At 62.5% G+C, this 18,735-nt stretch carries 16 protein-coding genes and 1 other RNA gene; 15 read left to right on the top strand and 2 right to left on the bottom strand.

All coding sequences use genetic code 11. The features are described from left to right. Positions 1-2 precede the first annotated feature (2 nt). Positions 3-398 (bottom strand): YraN family protein, encoded by a 396-nt coding sequence (locus ACNPAA_RS06545; RefSeq protein ID WP_201894968.1) that lies wholly within the window; start codon positions 396-398, stop codon positions 3-5. Then, positions 316-2,106, bottom strand: a complete 1,791-nt coding sequence (locus ACNPAA_RS06550) for a penicillin-binding protein activator (protein ID WP_223931241.1) — start codon at positions 2,104-2,106, stop codon at positions 316-318. The genes ACNPAA_RS06545 and ACNPAA_RS06550 overlap by 83 nt, the downstream gene beginning before the upstream one ends. Positions 2,107-2,305: 199 nt before the next feature. Here ACNPAA_RS06550 and rsmI point away from each other — a divergent pair, with 199 nt between their 5' ends. From rsmI to ftsA, 15 genes are all read left to right on the top strand, one after another. After that, on the top strand, positions 2,306-3,139 hold the full coding sequence (gene rsmI / locus ACNPAA_RS06555) for a 16S rRNA (cytidine(1402)-2'-O)-methyltransferase (RefSeq protein ID WP_039040488.1): 834 nt from the start codon (positions 2,306-2,308) through the stop codon (positions 3,137-3,139). 62 nt (positions 3,140-3,201) lie between these two features. Then, positions 3,202-3,588: RNase P RNA component class A (gene rnpB / locus ACNPAA_RS06560), an RNA gene on the top strand. Positions 3,589-4,034: 446 nt separating this feature from the next. Then, positions 4,035-4,493 carry a division/cell wall cluster transcriptional repressor MraZ gene (mraZ, locus tag ACNPAA_RS06565; protein ID WP_039040489.1) on the top strand — a complete coding sequence of 153 codons (459 nt, stop codon included), beginning with the start codon at positions 4,035-4,037 and terminating at the stop codon, positions 4,491-4,493. Continuing rightward, a complete protein-coding gene (rsmH, locus tag ACNPAA_RS06570; RefSeq protein ID WP_109421765.1) occupies positions 4,494-5,432 on the top strand; it encodes a 16S rRNA (cytosine(1402)-N(4))-methyltransferase RsmH in 939 nt (312 codons plus the stop codon). A 3-nt stretch (positions 5,433-5,435) separates the two neighbouring features. Further along, positions 5,436-5,750 carry a cell division protein FtsL gene (ftsL, locus tag ACNPAA_RS06575; protein WP_010675842.1) on the top strand — a complete coding sequence of 105 codons (315 nt, stop codon included), beginning with the start codon at positions 5,436-5,438 and terminating at the stop codon, positions 5,748-5,750. Continuing rightward, a complete protein-coding gene (locus ACNPAA_RS06580; RefSeq protein ID WP_010675841.1) occupies positions 5,747-7,513 on the top strand; it encodes a peptidoglycan glycosyltransferase FtsI in 1,767 nt (588 codons plus the stop codon). Before ftsL ends, ACNPAA_RS06580 begins: the two co-directional genes overlap by 4 nt. A 95-nt stretch (positions 7,514-7,608) precedes the next feature. Beyond that, positions 7,609-9,093 carry a UDP-N-acetylmuramoyl-L-alanyl-D-glutamate--2,6-diaminopimelate ligase gene (gene murE / locus ACNPAA_RS06585; protein WP_069785543.1) on the top strand — a complete coding sequence of 495 codons (1,485 nt, stop codon included), beginning with the start codon at positions 7,609-7,611 and terminating at the stop codon, positions 9,091-9,093. Beyond that, a complete protein-coding gene (gene murF / locus ACNPAA_RS06590) occupies positions 9,090-10,445 on the top strand; it encodes a UDP-N-acetylmuramoyl-tripeptide--D-alanyl-D-alanine ligase (RefSeq protein ID WP_113978321.1) in 1,356 nt (451 codons plus the stop codon). The genes murE and murF overlap by 4 nt, the downstream gene beginning before the upstream one ends. Next, positions 10,439-11,521 (top strand): phospho-N-acetylmuramoyl-pentapeptide-transferase, encoded by a 1,083-nt coding sequence (gene mraY / locus ACNPAA_RS06595; RefSeq protein ID WP_113978319.1) that lies wholly within the window; start codon positions 10,439-10,441, stop codon positions 11,519-11,521. Before murF ends, mraY begins: the two co-directional genes overlap by 7 nt. A 3-nt stretch (positions 11,522-11,524) precedes the next feature. Beyond that, positions 11,525-12,808 (top strand): UDP-N-acetylmuramoyl-L-alanine--D-glutamate ligase, encoded by a 1,284-nt coding sequence (gene murD / locus ACNPAA_RS06600; protein ID WP_113978317.1) that lies wholly within the window; start codon positions 11,525-11,527, stop codon positions 12,806-12,808. Continuing rightward, entirely contained in the window at positions 12,805-13,989 is a 1,185-nt protein-coding gene (gene ftsW, locus ACNPAA_RS06605; protein ID WP_113978315.1) for a cell division protein FtsW, read from the top strand. Before murD ends, ftsW begins: the two co-directional genes overlap by 4 nt. Continuing rightward, on the top strand, positions 13,986-15,053 hold the full coding sequence (murG, locus tag ACNPAA_RS06610) for an undecaprenyldiphospho-muramoylpentapeptide beta-N-acetylglucosaminyltransferase (protein WP_201872173.1): 1,068 nt from the start codon (positions 13,986-13,988) through the stop codon (positions 15,051-15,053). Before ftsW ends, murG begins: the two co-directional genes overlap by 4 nt. 108 nt (positions 15,054-15,161) lie before the next feature. Continuing rightward, positions 15,162-16,616, top strand: coding sequence for a UDP-N-acetylmuramate--L-alanine ligase (gene murC, locus ACNPAA_RS06615; RefSeq protein WP_045522161.1), 1,455 nt, complete (start codon positions 15,162-15,164; stop codon positions 16,614-16,616). A 97-nt stretch (positions 16,617-16,713) separates the two neighbouring features. Continuing rightward, positions 16,714-17,466, top strand: coding sequence for a cell division protein FtsQ/DivIB (locus tag ACNPAA_RS06620; RefSeq protein ID WP_029314839.1), 753 nt, complete (start codon positions 16,714-16,716; stop codon positions 17,464-17,466). Continuing rightward, on the top strand, positions 17,447-18,706 hold the full coding sequence (ftsA, locus tag ACNPAA_RS06625; protein WP_010675832.1) for a cell division protein FtsA: 1,260 nt from the start codon (positions 17,447-17,449) through the stop codon (positions 18,704-18,706). Before ACNPAA_RS06620 ends, ftsA begins: the two co-directional genes overlap by 20 nt. The last annotated feature ends 29 nt before the right edge of the window (positions 18,707-18,735 follow it).

Consider the following 18,735-nt stretch of genomic DNA (forward strand, 5'->3'; position numbering starts at 1 on the left):
TCTTAAAACGCGTTCTGGATCCAGTCCGGCTGGTCGCCCTCGAACGCGATCACATCGAATCGACAGGCCTGGTTGGCCTCATTGATGGCATGTTGCTTGAAATAGTGGCGCGCGGCCAGCACGATCTTGTGCTGCTTGCGCCGGGTGACCGAGCTGGCTGCACCGCCATGGGTGGCGTTGGCGCGATATCTCACTTCAACGAACACCAGGGTATCCCCCTGGCGCATAATGAGATCGATCTCGCCGCCACGGCAGCGGTAGTTGCGGGTCACGGGTTGCAGGCCTCGGGCCTGCAACCAGCGCTCCGCTATTTGCTCAAAGTGTTGTCCCTTGCTCGTCGCTGCCGACGGCAACAGGTTCAACCACTGCTGGTGAAGTTGTGTCAGTAGCCTCTTCATGAGTCGCATCCTCCAGCTGGGGGGCGGCGCTGTCGCTGACCAGCTTGCCATTCTGGTAGGTGGCCCAGTCCAGCATGCGCACTATGTTGCCCTGGGGATCCACGCTCAGCTGGCCACTCATGCCGGGTTGCTGCATGGCATTGACCTTGCGCATTTGCGGCAGGTTGCCTGCCAGGCTGACGGCATCGTACCCGAGGGCGAACAAGCGCAGCAGGTCGCCCTGGGTCTGGGGCCAGAGCAGGGCAATCTGTTCACGCTGCGCCTCAAAGCCACCCAGCAGCAGTGGCATGTCGGAGATATGCATGCCGTTGAGCTCGGAGGCTACCTCGGTCGTCCCGCCGTCGTATCCCCGCGAGCTGCTGTAGATGGGCAGGCTGCCCATGGGATTGACCGAGATGTCCACATAGGGCTTGATCATTCGGGTCTCCAGGCTGTTGGCCACCACATAGACGGCGTCGATGCTGCGCGGCGCGGCATCGGACAGCTGGACAATCTCCCCGGCTCGTGCGGTGGAACGGCCGCTCAGAGCGTTCTTGACCATGCCCTGCACTTCGTTGCGCGCCCCGAAGGTGGCAACCACGGGCTTCTCCTGGCTGACGCCGGCCCAGGCCTGCTCAAACGCCTTGATACTGCTGTAGCCAATCCGGCCTTGTGCCGCGATCAGCAGCGGCTTGCGGTAGCCCTGACCATAGAGGTACTGGGCCGCCTGGCTCGCATCGGCAGCGGCGGAGAGCGAGAAATAGAAGGTGTTGTCGTTGACGATCGGCTTGTCCAGCTCGTTGAGCGCCAGCACCGGCACGGTCGGATTAGACTTGAGCAGCTCCTCCACCTGATCCTTGAGCAGGGGGCCGATGATCATGTTGGCCCCTTCCTGAATGGCCTGCTTGTAGAGGTCCCCCATCGCCTTGCCCTGGGTATCGTAGAAGTTCAGGGTGAACTGGCTCTGATTTTCCTTGTAGGACATCAGCATGCCGTTGCGGATGGCGGCGCCCTGGGCTTCCAGGTTGCCGGAGAGCGGCAGGAAGACGGCGATCTGCTGCAGCGAACCGTTGTCCGTGATAGCGAGATCCCCAAGGCCGGCCGGCATGTCGCTCTGGGCCGGGTGGTTAGGGAAGCTCTGCTTCCAGCCGGCAAGCTGGCGGGCCAGCTGGCTCGGCTGTGCCCCGAATTCGTTCACCAGCGCAGCAAGACGCAGCCAGCCGGTGGTCACATCGGGAGCTGGCTCCTCTTCGAGCGCCTGCAGGGTGGAGGGGGTCATGCTTTTCAGCAGTGACCAGATCTGCTGGTGATTGGTGGCCAGCTCATTCTTGGCCAGATAAGGTTCCAGCAGGATCAGCGACTTGGCCGCACCAAACTTGTTGTTGATGTCGAGCTGCAGCACCACGCGCTGGCGGTACCAGTCCTTCTGGGTATCGGCATCCAGCACCACATCCGGCTTGCCTTCCAGCAGGATCAGCGCCTGGTTGGCGTTGCCCTGGGCGAGCAGCAGGTGTGCCTGCAGCAGTTGCAACTGCGCCTGCTGCACCGGGCTCTTCGCCTGCTTCTGCAACTGCTGATACAGAGCGGCAGCCGGTTTGGCCTGGCCGAGCGCCAGATAGCTGCGCGCCGCCATCATCTGCCACACGAAGGCCTCTGCCGGTTTGGCGGGATCCACTTGCTCCAGATACCACTGGGCATTCTTGGTCAGATCCGAGAAGGCTGACGGCATGCCGGGTTGTCCGGAAGATTGATTGGGCTCCGACGCACAGGCGGCGAGCAGGACTGCCGCGAGTAGGATGCCGAAGAGTCGTGATACACTTAGCTGCTTTATAACCCGGTTCAAGTTCATTCCCCGACCAGTGTTGAAATTCTCCATAGTGTAAACGGGCCAATATGGCGACACAATTGTCGGGACACTCGGAGCTCCCATGAGTGACATCCCAACCCTGTATATAGTCCCCACTCCGATCGGCAATCTGGCCGACATCACCCAGCGAGCACTGGACGTGCTGCGCAGCGTCGATCTGGTGGCCGCCGAGGATACCCGGCATACCGGGATCCTGCTCAGCCACTACCAGATCTCGGTATCGACCTTTGCCCTGCACGATCACAACGAGCAGCAAAAGGCGGATGTGCTGATCGCCCGCATCAAGGAGGGCAAGAGCGTGGCCCTGGTCTCCGATGCGGGGACGCCGCTCATCAGCGACCCCGGTTATCACCTGGTCACCCGTTGTCGCGAAGCCGGGGTCAAGGTGGTGCCGCTGCCCGGTCCCTGCGCCGCCATCACGGCGCTGTCCGCCGCCGGGCTGCCCACCGACCGCTTCGCCTTCGAGGGTTTCCTGCCGGCCAAGGCCAAGGGGCGGGATGATCGCCTGCAAGCCGTCATCGAAGACACCCGCTCTCTGGTGTTCTACGAATCGCCGCGCCGGGTGCAGGATACCGTGGAAGCGATTGCTCGCATCCTTGGTGAGCGCCAGGTGGTGGTGTGCCGCGAGCTGACCAAGACCTTCGAGTCCATCCACGGTCTGCCCGCCTCCGAGATGCTGGCCTGGCTCGGAGAGGACGATAACCGTTGCCGCGGGGAGATCGTGCTGGTGGTCGCCGGTGCCAGCAAGGTGGATGACGAGTTGCCTGCGGAGGCGATCCGCACCCTGGGCCTGCTGGTCAGCGAGCTGCCCCTCAAGAAGGCTGCAGCCCTCACCGCCGAGATCCACGGGGTGAAGAAGAACGCCCTCTACAAATACGGTCTTGAGCACTATTAATTGCCGTAAACCGGAATTGACGGTTTACCCCGTCCGTCTCGCGAGGCTATAATCCGCGCCTCGGAGTTGGCTGGGCAATCGCTGCTTCGTCGTTGTGTCCCTCGGGACAGACGGGCGGAGGGGAGGAAAGTCCGGGCTTCACAGGGCAGGGTGCCAGGTAACGCCTGGGGGGCGCGAGCCTACGACCAGTGCAACAGAGAGCAGACCGCCGATGGCCCGCAAGGGATCAGGTAAGGGTGAAAGGGTGCGGTAAGAGCGCACCGCGCGACTGGCAACAGTTCGTGGCACGGTAAACTCCACCCGAAGCAAGACCAAATAGGCCCCTATTGGCGCGGCCCGCGTTGGGGGCGGGTAGGTTGCTTGAGCCAGCGAGCGATTGCTGGCCTAGAGGAATGATTGCTACCCGGGGCAACCCGGTACAGAACCCGGCTTACAGGCCGACTCCGACCTCTTTCCTGAAGAGCCTTGCGATTTATCGCAAGGCTCTTTTTATTAACCATAAAGTACTGCCTCGGTTGACTCGTGATATTTACTGTTGGGCTAGCTATGTTTAACAAATGTATTTTATATCAATCTGTTATGTGGAATTTTTCCATGTTCTGAATATCGTGATGGCGCTGGAGAAGCGCGGCCTGCATGGCTGATGTTTATTCGTGCAATTTGTCAGTTTTTTAATTGCTGAAAATTAATCGAGTTGCGGGTAACACAAATAACTTGTGGAAAATCAATTCATTTAATCGGTAGTCCCATCACGCTGCGTCAATATGTTCCCCATGCCCGAGATCCTTGCTTGAAAAGCCCCCTGCTCGTCCTTAAACTTCATGGTGGAGAAAAGTGGATCAAAGTGGTTTTATTGGGCATCTAGCCCCCATAACTCACCTTCGGGGACTGCAATTTGTTGCGTGGCGCTCACGCCATCAGCCTGGACAGCAAGGGGCGGTTGGCGATTCCGACCAAATTTCGTGATTGGCTGCGCGACGAATGCGACGGCCAGCTGGTCTGCACCATCGACATCGCCCATCCCTGTCTGCTGCTTTATCCCCTGAATGAATGGGAAGAGGTGGAGCGCAAGCTGAAGACCCTTTCCAGCACCAACCCGGCGGAACGCCGCCTGCAGCGTCTGCTGCTCGGCCACGCGGCCGAATGCGAACTGGATGGCAATGGCCGTCTGCTGCTCAGCCAGCCGCTGCGCAGCCATGCCGGGCTGGACAAGAAAGTCATGCTGGTGGGCCAGCTCAACAAATTCGAGCTGTGGGATGAAGCCCGCTGGCAACAACAGATCAACGACGACATCCTGGGCCTGCCCGAGGACGACTGGGCAAGTTCACCACGACTACAGGATTTTTCTTTATAAATGACCCAAGCCGCTGAACACATCACAGTGCTGTTACACGAAGCCGTCGAAGGGCTGGCCATCAAGCCGGACGGTATCTACGTCGACGGTACCTTTGGCCGGGGTGGTCACTCTCGTCTCATTCTCCAGCATCTGGGCCCGAACGGCCGTCTGATCGCCATCGACCGGGATCCCCAGGCCATTGCCGAGGCGGCCAAGATCCAGGATCCCCGTTTCGAGATCGTGCACGGTCCCTTCTCCGGCATCACCCGCTATCTGACCGAGCGCGGCCTGCTGGGCAAGGTCGATGGCTTCCTGCTGGATCTCGGTGTCTCCTCCCCCCAGCTTGACGATGCCGAACGTGGCTTCAGCTTCATGAAGGACGGCCCGCTCGACATGAGGATGGATCCCACCTCCGGTCAGAGCGCCGCCGAGTGGCTGGCCCGTGCCGATGTGGACGACATCGCCTGGGTGCTGAAAACCTTCGGTGAGGAGCGCTTCGCCAAGAAGATTGCTCGCGCCATCGTACACGATCGGGTGACCGAGCCCTATGTGCGCACCCGCCAACTGGCGGAGATGATTTCCCGGGTCAACCCGAGCAAGGAGAAGGGCAAGCACGCGGCGACCCGCAGCTTCCAGGCCATCCGCATCTATATCAACAGCGAGCTGGACGAGATCGAAACCGCCCTCAACGGCGCGCTGGACGTGCTGGCTCCTCACGGCCGTCTCTCCGTCATCAGCTTCCACTCTCTGGAAGATCGGCTGGTGAAACATTTCATTCGCAAGCACGAGAAAGGTCCTGAAGTACCCCACGGCATCCCCCTGACTGAAGCCCAGCTTGCCGGTGGTCGCAAGCTGAAGTCGATCGGCAAGGCGCTCAAGCCTTCCGACCACGAGGTCAATGAAAACACCCGGTCCCGCAGTTCGGTGCTGCGGGTCGCAGAGCGTCTTGCGGAGTAAACGATGAGCGACGTGCGCGTTCACCTCGCCAGGGAGATCGTTGCGGATCTCTGGCGCCACAAGTTGCAGGTCCTGTTGACCGTCGCCGTGCTGGTCACCGCCTTTGCGGTGATCCTGGTGACCAACATGACCCGGGGTCTGACGGCCAAGCAGAACGATCTGATGGCGGAGGAGGACAGGCTCAACATCGAGTGGCGCCACCTCTTGCTGGAACAGGGCACATTGGCTGAGCACTCCCGGGTGGCGAGTCTGGCCATGGACAAGTTGCAGATGGCTCGTCCCCTGGTGACCACTGAAAAGGTAATTACACAACCATGACACGCAAGGCCGCCACCAAGGCTCCGGCAAAGGACAAAGCCAAGGCGAAAGCACCCTCACTCTACCCGTGGCGCTTTCGTACCCTGGTTTTCTTCATCGGCATCGCGTTTGCCGGGCTGATCCTGCGGCTGGCCTGGATCCAGGTGATCGATCCGGACAGACTGCGCCAGGAGGGGGATATGCGCTCCCTGCGCACCACCTCCACCCAGGCGGTGCGCGGCATGATCACGGACCGCAATGGCGAACAGTTGGCGGTATCCGTGCCGGTCGAAGCGGTCTGGGCCGATCCCAAGACGGTGCACGAGTCCGGTGCCATCCACAACGAGCGTGCCTGGCTGGCACTCTCCGCCGTGCTCAAGCTCGACATCAACACCCTCAAGCATCGCATCGCCAACCCGAGCAAGCGCTTCGTCTATCTGCAGCGACAGGTGACGCCTGCGGTGGCCGAGTACATCAAGGGGTTGAAGCTGGGGGGCATCTATCTGCGCCCCGAGGCGCGCCGTTTCTACCCGACCGGCGAGATAAGCTCCCACCTGGTGGGGGTGACCAACATCGATGGCAGCGGCATCGAGGGGATTGAGCGCAGCTACAACGAGTGGCTGACCGCAACCCCTGGCGAGATGCGAGTGCGCAAGGACAGGCAGGGCCGCGTCATCGAGCGCCTGGGCCTGGTGAAAGAGGGCAAGCACGCCAACGATCTGCAACTGAGCATCGATCAGCGGGTGCAGGCGCTGGCCTATCGCGCCCTCAAACGGGCCACCGACGAGAACAAGGCGACCTCCGGCTCCATGGTGATGCTGGATGTGAAGACCGGCGAGGTGCTCGCCATGGTCAACACCCCCTCCTACAACCCGAACAACCGCGGCCAGTACCAGAGTTTCCGAGTGCGAAACCGGGTGGTGACCGATACCTATGAGCCGGGTTCCACGGTCAAGCCATTGATTTTGCTTAGTGCCTTGCAAGCCGGTGTCACCAGCTGGAAGGACTTCATCCCGGGCGGTCCCCTCTTCATCGGGGCCAAGCAGATCCGTGACGTGAGTATCCATAAGGCGACCAACCTGTACGACATCCTGCGCTACTCCTCCAACATCGGCATGTCGCGCATCGCGCTGCGGATGCCGGCCCAGGAGATGATCAACACCCTGAGCATGGTGGGCTTCGGCATGGACACCGGCAGCGGCCTGATGGGGGAGAGCAGCGGTATGCTGCCCCAGCGTCGCCGCTGGTCCGACATCGAGCGAGCTACCCTGTCGTTCGGTTATGGTCTGCGAGTGACCCCGCTGCAGCTGGCCTCCGCCTACGCCACCCTGGCCAACAAGGGCAAGCGGGTACCGCTCTCCATCATCAAGGTGACCAAGCCGCCCAAGGGTGAGCAGGTCATCGATCACAACAACGCCGCTGCCATGTTGCAGGCGCTGGAGTACGTGGTCAGCAATGCCATTCCCAAGGCCCAGATCCCCGGTTATCGGGTCGGTGGCAAGAGTGGTACCGCCAAGGTGGCCGTGGCTGGGGGCTATGGCAAGGACTACATGGCCTGGTTTGCCGGTTTCGCACCGGCCAGCAATCCCCGTTTCGTTATGGTGGTGGTGATCAACGAACCCAAGGGGGATGCCTACTACGGCGGTGCCGTGGCGACCCCGCCCTTTGCGGAGGCCATGGGAGGCGTGTTGCAGCTCTTCAACATCCGTCCCGATGCGATCCCGCCCGAGGTACCCGCCAAACTTGCCCGCACGGAGGCCAACAATGGCGCACCGCGTACTTGACGGGCATCCGGCTTTTTCCATCGACCCCGCTGCTGTCGGGGCGTTTTCCATGGCGTGTACGAGCGCCCGCATTCCCGCATTTTCGGAGGCTTCCCATGCCGCCCCGCACACTTGATCAACTGATGAGCCGCTTCGGCATCGATGCCCCAGCGCTTTCCCTCACCGATCTCCAGCTCGACAGCCGGCGGGTCGGTCCCGGCTCGCTCTTCGTGGCGATTCGTGGCCATCAGGTGGATGGCAGGCGCTTCATCGAACAGGCGGTGGCTCAGGGAGCGACCGCCGTGCTGTTTGAGGAGGACGGAGAATTCGTCCCTCCGGCGACCCAGATCCCCTGCATCGGCATGAGGGATCTTCCCGCTCGCCTCTCCGAGCTGGCCGGTCATTTCTACGGTCACCCTGCGCAAAAGCTGCAACTGGTGGGCATCACGGGCACCAACGGCAAAAGCACCACGGCCCTGCTGGTGGCCAACTGGCGCACCCTGCTGGGGGGCAAGGCCGGGGTCATGGGCACCATAGGCAACGGTCTGTTTGGCGAGCTCATCGAAGCAGAGAACACCACGGGCAGCGCGGTCCAGGTGCAGGCCAATCTGGCCGCCTTGCAGCAGCAGGGGGCTGATCTGGTGGCGATGGAGGTCTCCAGCCACGGTCTGGTGCAGCATCGCGTGGCGGCCCTGCCGTTTGCCTCGGCAGTCTTCACCAACCTGAGTCGGGATCATCTGGACTATCACGGCACCATGGAGGCCTATGCCGCCGCCAAGGAGGAGCTGCTGAAGCTGGTGGATGAGCCTTGCGCCGTCATCAACGCCGATGACCATCTGGGACGGCAATGGCTGGCGACCTATCCCGGTGCGGTGGCCTTCGGGGTTCATGGTCCGATTGAAAACCATGCCGGACGACAACTGACGGCGCAGGATCCCCATTTCCACCAACAAGGTTTTGATACGCGCATTAACTCCAGCTGGGGGAATGGTGTATTATCCGCCCCCTTGCTCGGCCGCTTCAACGTCAGCAACGTGCTGGGCGCCATGGGCGCCATGCTGGTGCTCGGCTACGACTTCGATGACCTGCTGGCGACGGCTCCCAGACTGCAACCGGTGACCGGTCGCATGGAGTGCTTCGGCGGTGGTGATGCGCCGCTCGCCGTGGTCGATTACGCCCACACCCCGGATGCGCTGGAGAAGGCATTGCAGGCCCTGCGGGTGCACTGTCACGGTCGGCTCTGGTGCCTAGTGGGATGCGGCGGCGACAGGGATCGCGGCAAGCGTCCCATGATGGCTGCCATGGCGGAGCTGCATGCGGACTGCGTGATCCTGACCGACGACAATCCCCGTACCGAGGAGCCGGCCCGGATCATGGCCGACATGGTGGCGGGTCTTCGCGATCCCGGCGCCGTGCAGATTGAGCACGACAGGACCAAGGCAATCCAGCTGGCACTGAGTCAAGCGAGCAAAGAGGACATCATCCTGGTGGCCGGCAAAGGCCACGAGGATTATCAGATCATTGGAACCGACAAGCGGCACTACAGCGATCGGGAAACCGTCGCAGCCGCCTTGCACACATTAATGGAGTCATTCAAATGATGACCCTCAGGCTTGCCGACCTGGCGCAGGTGCTCGATGCCAGTCTGATCGGGGGCGACCATGAGATCACGGCGGTCAGCACCGACACCCGTACCCTGGGCGCGGGGGCGCTGTTCGTGGCCCTGCGCGGCGAGCGTTTCGACGCCCACGATTTCTGCGACCAGGCGGTTGCCGCCGGCGCCAGTGCCCTGCTGGTGGAGCGCGAATTGCCGCTGGCCATTCCACAACTGGTGGTGGGCGACACCCTCAAGGCGCTTGGACGTCTGGGCAGGCTGGTGCGCGAGCGCATCAATCCGAAAGTCCTCGCCATCACCGGCAGCTGTGGCAAAACCACGGTGAAGGAGATGGCGACGGCCATCCTGCGTTGTGAAGGGGAGGTGCTGGCCACCGCCGGCAACTTCAACAACGAGGTGGGGGTGCCGCTGACCCTGCTGCGCCTCGAGCCGCAACACCAGTTCGCGGTGATGGAGCTGGGAGCTAACCACCCGGGCGAGATCGCCTGGACCACGTCGCTCGCCAGACCCGACGCCGCCATCATCAACAACGTCGCTGCCGCGCACCTGGAAGGCTTTGGCTCCCTGGAAGGGGTGTTCCATGCCAAGAGCGAAATCTTCGAAGGGTTAGGCGAGGGCGGCACCGCCATCGTCAATGCCGACAACGAGTTCTGGCCGAAGTGGCGTGAAAAGGGCATCCACTGCGCCTTCTCCCTTGAGGATCAGCGTCAGCCGTTCCACGCCCGCGACATCGTGCTCAACGAGCAGGGTTGTGCCGGGTTCGTGATGGTGACGCCCCTGGGAGAGGTGAATCTGACCCTGGCCATTCCGGGTCGCCACAACGTGGCCAACGCCCTGGCTGCTGCCGCCGGTACCCTGGCCCTGGGCGCATTGCTTGCGTCCGTCAAGGCGGGGCTGGAGCAGATGGCGCCGGTCAAGGGCCGTTTCTGCGTGCAACGCTGGGGTGGCCTCACTCTGGTGGATGACACCTACAACGCCAGCGTGGAGTCCGTGCTGGCGGGTATCGATGCCCTGACCGCCATGAACGGCTACAAGGTGCTGGTATTCGGTGACATGAAAGAGTTGGGTGAGGAGTCCGCCGCGCAGCATGCCCGGGTCGGACACCACGCCCGTGAGCAGGGCCTCGATGCCGTGCTGACCGTAGGGGAACAGAGTCGCCACACCGCAGATGCCGCGGCTGGCCGACATTTCGATAACAAGGCGTCGTTGTTTGAAGTGCTTGCGCAAATGATAAATACACATCAAGAAATCGCGATCTTGGTCAAGGGTGCCCGCGGCTCCCACATGGAAGATATCGTCGAGATGGTCAAGGGCCATCAGGAGTCAGCCACATGCTAGTCTGGCTGGCGGAACTGCTCACCCCGCACTTCACCTTCTTCAACGTCTTCTCCTACCTGACGTTTCGCGCCATCTTGTCGATCATCACCGGTCTGGTGGTGGAGCTCTGGATGGGGCCGCGCCTCATCCGTCGCCTGCAGATCATGAAGTTCGGCCAGGTGATCCGCAACGACGGTCCCGAGTCCCACCTCAGCAAGAAGGGCACCCCGACCATGGGCGGCCTGATGATCATTGCCGCCATCTTCACTTCTGTGCTGCTCTGGTGCCGCCTCGACAATCCCTATGTCTGGCTGGTGCTGTTCGTGCTGGGGGCCTATGGCGCCATCGGTTTTGCCGATGACTATCTCAAGGTGGTGCGCAAGAACACCGACGGCCTCATCGCCCGCTGGAAGTACTTCTGGCAGTCCGCGGTCGCGCTGGGTGTGGCGGTCTTCCTCTACGCCACGGCCACCCACGATGGCCAAACCCAGCTGGTGGTGCCCTTCCTCAAGGACGTGATGCCCCAGCTCGGCCTGATGTTCATCCTGCTGACCTACTTCGTCATCGTCGGCACCTCCAACGCGGTCAACCTGACCGATGGTCTGGATGGCCTCGCCATCATGCCCACCGTGATGGTGGCGGGGGGCTTCGCCCTGATCGCCTGGGCGACCGGCAACGTCAACTTCGCGAACTACCTGCACATTCCCTACGTGCCCTACACCTCCGAACTGGTGATCGTCTGTACCGCCATCGTGGGCGCGGGCCTGGGCTTCCTCTGGTTCAACACCTACCCGGCCCAGGTCTTCATGGGGGACGTGGGTTCCCTGGCCCTGGGCGGCGCGCTCGGTACCATCGCGGTGCTGGTGCGCCAGGAGTTCCTGCTGGTGATCATGGGGGGCGTCTTCGTGATGGAGACCGTCTCGGTGATCCTGCAGGTCGGATCCTACAAACTGCGCGGCGTGCGGATCTTCCGCATGGCCCCCATCCATCACCACTATGAGAAGAAGGGCTGGCCGGAGCCGCGTGTCATCGTGCGCTTCTGGATCATCACCCTCATGCTGGTGCTGCTTGGCCTCGCCACCCTGAAGGTGAGGTAAGCCATGGTCATCATCATCGGACTCGGCAAAACCGGACTCTCCTGCGTCGATTACTTCCTCGACCGCGGCGTCACGCCGCTGGTGATGGACACCCGTGCCAACCCGCCGGGCAAGGACGAGCTTCCCCCCGAGGTGGAGCTCATCCACGGGTTGGACGCTGAGCGGCTCAAGCAGGCGCACATGATAGTGGCGAGCCCGGGCATCGCCCTGGCGACTCCGGAGTTGAAGGCCGCCGCCGAGTTCGGGGTGCGCATCGTCGGTGACATCGAACTGTTCGTGCGTGAAACCCAGACGCCCGTCATCGCCATCACCGGCTCCAACGGCAAGAGCACGGTCACCACCCTGGTGGGTGAGATGATCGCCGAGGCGGGACTCAAGGTCGGTGTGGGGGGCAATATCGGCACCCCGGCGCTGTCGCTCCTCAAGCAGCCCATGGATCTCTGCGTGCTGGAGCTCTCCAGCTTCCAGCTGGAGACCACCTACAGCCTGCGGGCCGCCGCCTCCGTGGTCTTGAACCTCAGTGAAGATCATATGGATCGCTATACCGGCATGGCGGATTACCGCGCCGCCAAGATGGAGATCCATCAGTACTCCCAGCACATCCTGATCAATCGCGACGATCCCCAGACCCTGCCCGATGTGGGTCAGGTGTGGCAGAGTTTCGGCCTCGACTGCAACGGCTACGGTCGCTGCGAGCTGGAGGGCCGTCACTGGCTGACCTTGCACGGTGAGCCGCTCCTGGCGGTGGACGAGATGAAGATAGTGGGTGCCCACAACCAGGCCAATGCCCTGGCGGCCATGGCCCTGTGCGATGCGGTGGGCATTCCCCGCGAGGCACAACTTGCCGTGCTGCGCCGCTTTGAAGGCCTGCCTCACCGTGCCCGCTTCGTGCGTGAGGTAAATGGGGTGCGCTGGATCAACGACTCCAAGGCCACCAACGTGGGGGCGACCCTGGCCGCCGTGGCCGGGGTGCGTGAAGCGGTCAAGGGCCGCCTGCTGCTGCTGGCCGGTGGCCAGGGCAAGGGGCAGGACTTCGGCCCGGTGCAGGCGCTGCTCGGCAGCCAGATCGATCACATGTACTGTTTTGGTCAGGATGCCGAGGTGCTGCTGGCCCTGGGCGAACAGACCGAGCGGGTTGCCGATCTTGACGCTGCTGTCGCCAAGGCGGCGGCCGACGCCAGGCCTGGTGACTGGGTGCTGCTGGCGCCGGCCTGCGCGAGCCTGGATCAGTTCAAATCCTTTGAAGCGCGCGGCGATCGCTTCACCGAACTGGTGATGGGCTTATGAACGCCCTGCGCGTGGTTGCGGGATTCTTACAGCGCTGGTTGCTACCGGTACGCCCCGCCGGTCTTTATGATCGGCAACTGGTGGTACTGGCCCTCGCCCTGATGGGCGTCGGGCTGGTAATAGTGGCGTCCGCTTCCATTCCTGAGGGGATCGCCATCAACAACGATCCCTTCATGTTCGTGAAGCGCCACGGCATGTTCCTGGTGATGGCGCTGGGTATCTCCTGGTTCGTGTTGCAGGTGCCCATGGCACGCTGGCAGCACTACAACGGCCCCATGTTGTTGCTGGCCATCGTGTTGCTGGTGATGGTGTTGCTGGTGGGGCGCAGCGTCAACGGTTCGGTACGCTGGCTGCCGCTGGGCCCCTTCAACTTGCAGCCGGCCGAGTTCGGCAAGCTGGCGCTGTTCGTCTATCTGGCGGGTTATCTGGTGCGCCGTCAAAGCGAGGTGCGCGAGCGCTTCATCGGCTTCATGAAACCCATGGCGGTGCTGTTCGTGGTGGCCATCCTGCTGCTGGCCCAGCCGGATCTCGGGTCAGTGGTGGTGATGTTCGTCACCTCCCTCGGCATGCTGTTCCTGGCCGGTGCCCGGCTGGTGCAGTTCATCGGTCTCATCCTGGTGGGTGTGAGCGCCGTGGTGACCCTGATCATCGCGGAGCCCTACCGGATGCGGCGGGTGACCTCCTTCCTCGACCCCTGGGCCGATCCCTTTGGCAGCGGCTATCAGCTGACCCAGTCCCTGATGGCCTTTGGTCGGGGGAGCTGGTTTGGCGAGGGGCTCGGCAACTCCATCCAGAAGATGGAGTACCTGCCGGAGGCCCACACCGACTTCGTGTTCGCCATTCTGGGCGAAGAGCTGGGCTACGTGGGGGTGCTTGGCGCACTCTTCCTGATTTTTGCGCTGGCGGTGAAGGCGCTCAAGCTGGGTCACCAGGCGCTGGTGGCCGAGCGGCTCTATGAAGGTTATCTGGCCATCGGCATCGGCATCTGGTTCAGCTTCCAGACTTTCGTCAACGTCGGTGCCGCCAGCGGCATGATGCCTACCAAGGGGCTGACCCTGCCACTGGTCAGTTATGGCGGCTCCAGTCTCATCATCATGATGGTGGCGGTGAGCATGTTGATTCGTATCGATTTCGAGTTGCGCCAGGCAAGTGCCCAGGCGCGCGTGCGGGAGGTTGCGTGAGCAAGACGTTACTGGTGATGGCGGGTGGTACCGGGGGCCATGTGTTCCCCGGCCTGGCCGTCGCCGATCGCCTCAAGGCCCAGGGCTGGACCATCCACTGGCTCGGCACTGCCGACCGGATGGAGGCGGAGCTGGTGCCTGCCCATGGTTATCCCATCTCCTTCATTGACATCCAGGGGGTGCGTGGCAACGGCATCAAGCGTCTGCTCGCGGCGCCCTACCGTGTCATCAAATCCGTGCTGCAGGCCCGCCAGGTGCTCAAGACCATCCAGCCCGATGTGGTGCTGGGCATGGGGGGCTTCGCCTCCGGCCCGGGTGGCGTGGCCGCCTGGCTGTCCGGCATTCCGCTGCTGCTGCACGAGCAGAATGCCGCCGCCGGCCTGACCAACAAGCTGCTGGCCCGTATCGCCAGGCGGGTACTGATGGCCTTCCCGGGTGCCTTCGCCCCCAATGCCCGTACCGCAGTGGTGGGCAACCCGGTGCGCCCCGAGGTGGTGGCGCTGCCGGATCCCCAACTGCGCAGCAGCAGCGATCCTCTGCGCCTGCTTGTGGTTGGTGGCAGCCTGGGGGCCCGGGTCCTCAACGAGCAGGTGCCTCCTGCGGTTGCAGCTGCCGGTGTGCCCATCGAGGTGCGTCACCAATGCGGCAAGGGCAACGAGGAGGCCGTGGCTGCTTCCTATGCCGGGCTGGGGGTCGAGGCCGAGGTGAGTGAATTTATCAAGGACATGGCGGATGCCTATGCCTGGGCGGACCTGGTGGTGTGCCGCGCCGGCGCATTGACCGTCTCCGAAGTGGCCGCCGCCGGTGTGGCCGCCATCTTCGTGCCCCTGCCCCATGCGGTGGACGATCACCAGACCCGCAACGCCCTGACCCTGGTCGACGGCGGTGCGGCCGAGTTCCTGCCCCAGTCCGAGCTGACGCCGGCCACTCTAGCGTCGCGCCTCTCCTGGCTCGCCGGGCGCAGGGAAACCCTGTTTAACATGGCCCAGGCCGCGCGCCGGGTCGCCATCATCGATGCCGCCGAACGGGTTGCCGATGAGTGCAAACGGCTCGCGACAGGGTGAGTCGAACGAGATTGACGGACGGGGTGCTGGCCAAAGCCACCCACCCGCTCCTCGAATACATGTGTCGCCGAATGAAAATGGCCTGTGGCCGCGAATTGAGAAAGAACTATGACCAAGGTTGAACTGGCAAAACTGCGTACCGTTATCCCCGAAATGCGCCGCGTGCGTCGCATCCACTTCATCGGCATCGGTGGCGCCGGTATGGGCGGTATTGCGGAAGTGCTTGCCAATGAAGGGTATCAGGTGACCGGCTCGGATCTGGCCCGCAACGGGGTGACTGAACGCCTGGCCTCTTTGGGCGCACACATCTTTGTCGGTCACAGTGCCGAGCATGTGGACGGTGCCAGCGTGGTGGTGGTTTCCACCGCCATCAAGCAGGACAACCCCGAGCTGCTGGCTGCCCGCGAGCTGCGTATTCCCGTGGTGCGCCGCGCCGAAATGCTGGCGGAGCTGATGCGCTTCCGTCACGGCATCGCCATTGCTGGGACCCACGGCAAGACCACCACCACCAGTCTGGTGGCGAGCATCTATGCCGAGGCGGATCGCGACCCCACCTTCGTCATCGGCGGTCTGCTCAACAGCGCCGGCACCAATGCCCGCCTGGGCAGCAGCCGTTATCTGATTGCCGAGGCGGACGAGAGCGACGCCTCCTTCCTGCATCTGCAACCCATGGTCTCCATCGTGACCAATATCGAAGCGGATCACATGGACACCTATGGTGGCGATTTCTCCAGGTTGAAGGCCACCTTCATCGATTTCCTGCACAACCTGCCGTTCTACGGCCTGGCCGTGGTGTGCGTGGATGACCCCGTGATCCGCGCCATGCTGCCGGAGATCGCCCGTCCCACCCTCACCTACGGTCTGAGCGATGATGCCGATGTGCAGGTGCTGGACTTCGTGCAGACCAGCAATCGCAGCCGCTTCCGGGTGCGCCGTGCAGGGGCGGGTGAGCTGGAGGTGACCCTGAATCTGCCGGGCATCCACAACGCCCTCAACGCCGCCGCCGCCATTGCGGTGGCAACCGAAGACGGCATCGGCGACGAGGCCATCATCCAGGCACTTTCCAAGTTTGAAGGGGTGGGGCGCCGCTTCCAGCAATATGGCGAGTTTGAAACCGGCCGTGGCAAGGCCATGCTGGTGGACGATTACGGTCATCACCCGAGCGAAGTGAAGGTGACCATCAACGCCGCTCGCGCCGGCTGGCCCGAGAAGCGGCTGGTGATGGTGTTCCAGCCGCACCGCTACAGCCGGACCCGGGATCTCTACGAAGATTTCGCGGATGTGCTTTCCAAGGTGGACGTGCTGGTGATGCTGGAGGTCTATGCCGCCGGTGAGGAGCCCATTCCCGGTGCCGATGGCCGTGCCTTGTGCCGTTCCATCCGCTCCCGCGGCACCCTGGAGCCCATCTTTGTCGCAACGCCGGACGATGTGCCCGCGGTGCTGGCCGACCTGATTGGCGAGGGGGATCTGGTATTGACCCAGGGGGCGGGTAACGTCGGTGCGCTGGCCCGTCGTCTCGGCGAGATGAAATTGAGCGTGGATAGCATGAAATCCGGTGCCTGAGGGCCCAATGAGTATTTTGACCGCCAAGCCGAGGCCTATATAATGGCGAACCGGTCTGCAAGTGGCCGGCATGGCGCGTTTTACGGGGATCGATCGGGTGGAGGCAAGGGCACAAGGGCGCACCAAGGGGGGCTTCATCGCCGGGGTGGCATTTTTCATCCTGGTCATGTGGGGGCTCTACCAGACTGCGCTGGATGTTAAAGACTGGCTGACGGATGCCAGTCGGTTGCCCATGAGCGAGCTGTTGCTGCAGGGGCAACACGAATATTTGAAGGCCGATGAGTTGCGTGCTGCCGTGCTGGATGGTGCCGAACTTCGCAACTTCTTCGAGCTGGATGTGAACGAATTGCAGGCGCGTCTGAACGCTCTGCCCTGGGTGGCCCAGGTCTCGGTACGAAAGAAGTGGCCGAACAAGATCAAGGTCTATCTCACGGAACAGGATGTGGCGGCTCGCTGGAACGGCAACCGCTTCGTCAACACCAAGGGTGAGGTATTCAGTGCCCCGGACAGGGTGAAGAAGCCCCTGATGCAGTTGTCCGGGCCCGATGATCAGGCCGCCAAGGTGCTGGAAGCCAGCCATCAGTACGAAACGCTGCTGGCGGCCAAGGGATACAAGTTGCTGGGGGTGAATCTGACCCCCCGCCATGCCTGGGAACTGACCCTGGATGGCAACATTCAGCTGTTTGTGGGGCGCTCGGATATCGCGCTTCGTCTGCAGCGGTTTATCGATGCCTTTCCCGTCATCGAGCCCCGTGAGCGGGTTGCTTACGTGGATCTTCGATACGACACCGGGATGGCAGTTGGCTGGAAGAAAAGCGAAGAGAAAGTGAATGACCAACACCGCAGATAGAAATTTGATTGTCGGACTGGATATCGGCACGACCAAGGTGGCGGTACTGGTTGGCGAAGTATTGCCTGATGGCGAACTCAATGTCATCGGCATGGGCAGCCACGCTTCTCGCGGGATGGAGAAGGGCGGGGTCAATGACCTCGACTCCGTGGTCAAGTCCCTGCGCCGCGCGGTGGAAGAGGCCGAGATGATGGCAGACTGCCAGATCAGTTCCGTCTATCTGGGGCTGTCCGGCAAGCACATCGATTGCCGCAACGAGACCGGCATGGTGCCCATCTCCGACGAAGAGGTGACCCAGGAGGATGTGGACAACGTCATCCACACCGCCAAGTCGGTGCGGTTGTCTGACGAGCTCCGGGTGCTGCACGTGCTGCCCCAGGAGTTCGCCATCGACTATCAGGAAGGGATCAAGAACCCGGTCGGCCTCTCCGGCGTGCGGATGGCAGCCAAGGTGCATCTCATCACCTGCCACAACGACATGGCGCGCAACATCGAGAAGTGTGTGGAGAAGGTGGGTCTGCGGGTGGATCAGCTGATCTTCTCCGCCCTGGCCTCCAGCTACGCCGTGCTGACCGAAGACGAGAAGGAGCTGGGTGTCTGCGTGGTGGACATCGGTGGCGGCACCATGGACATGTCGCTCTTTACCGGCGGTGCCCTGCGTCACACCAAGGTGATTCCCTATGCGGGCAGCACGGTGACCAGCGACATCGCCTATGCCTTCGGCACGCCGCCGCTGGATGCGGAAGCGATCAAGGTGCGCTACGGCTGCGCCCTCGGCCGCCTGGTCAGCAAGGAAGACAATATCGAAGTGCCCAGTGTCGGCGGTCGCCCGGCGCGCAGCCTGCAACGGCAGACACTGGCGGAAGTGATTGAACCCCGTTACACCGAGTTGCTCTCCATGGTGAATGATGAGCTGGTGCGGGTGCAGAGCGAATTGAAGGCACAGGGGGTCAAGCATCAGCTGGCCGCCGGTGTGGTCTTGACCGGTGGCGCGGCCCAGATCGAAGGCATTGTGGAGTGCGCAGAGCAGATCTTCCAGAGCCAGGTCCGGGTAGGCGAGCCCATGAATATCCGGGGATTGAGTGACTACGTACAGGCACCGGTGTACTCGACTGCGGTCGGGTTGTTGCAGTACGGCCGCACCAACCAATCCACCGGCAGTAACAAGGAATATGCCGCCAAGGCAAGCGTAGGTGGGCTGGTCAAACGGGTCAGCAACTGGTTGCGTGGCGAGTTCTAAAGATTTTGCTGAGTCAGGCAAATAAAGCG

It is taken from the genome of Aeromonas sp. PS2Canimalfood6 (assembly GCF_048276795.1).
In the GTDB taxonomy this organism is placed as follows: Bacteria; Pseudomonadota; Gammaproteobacteria; order Enterobacterales; family Aeromonadaceae; genus Aeromonas; species Aeromonas caviae.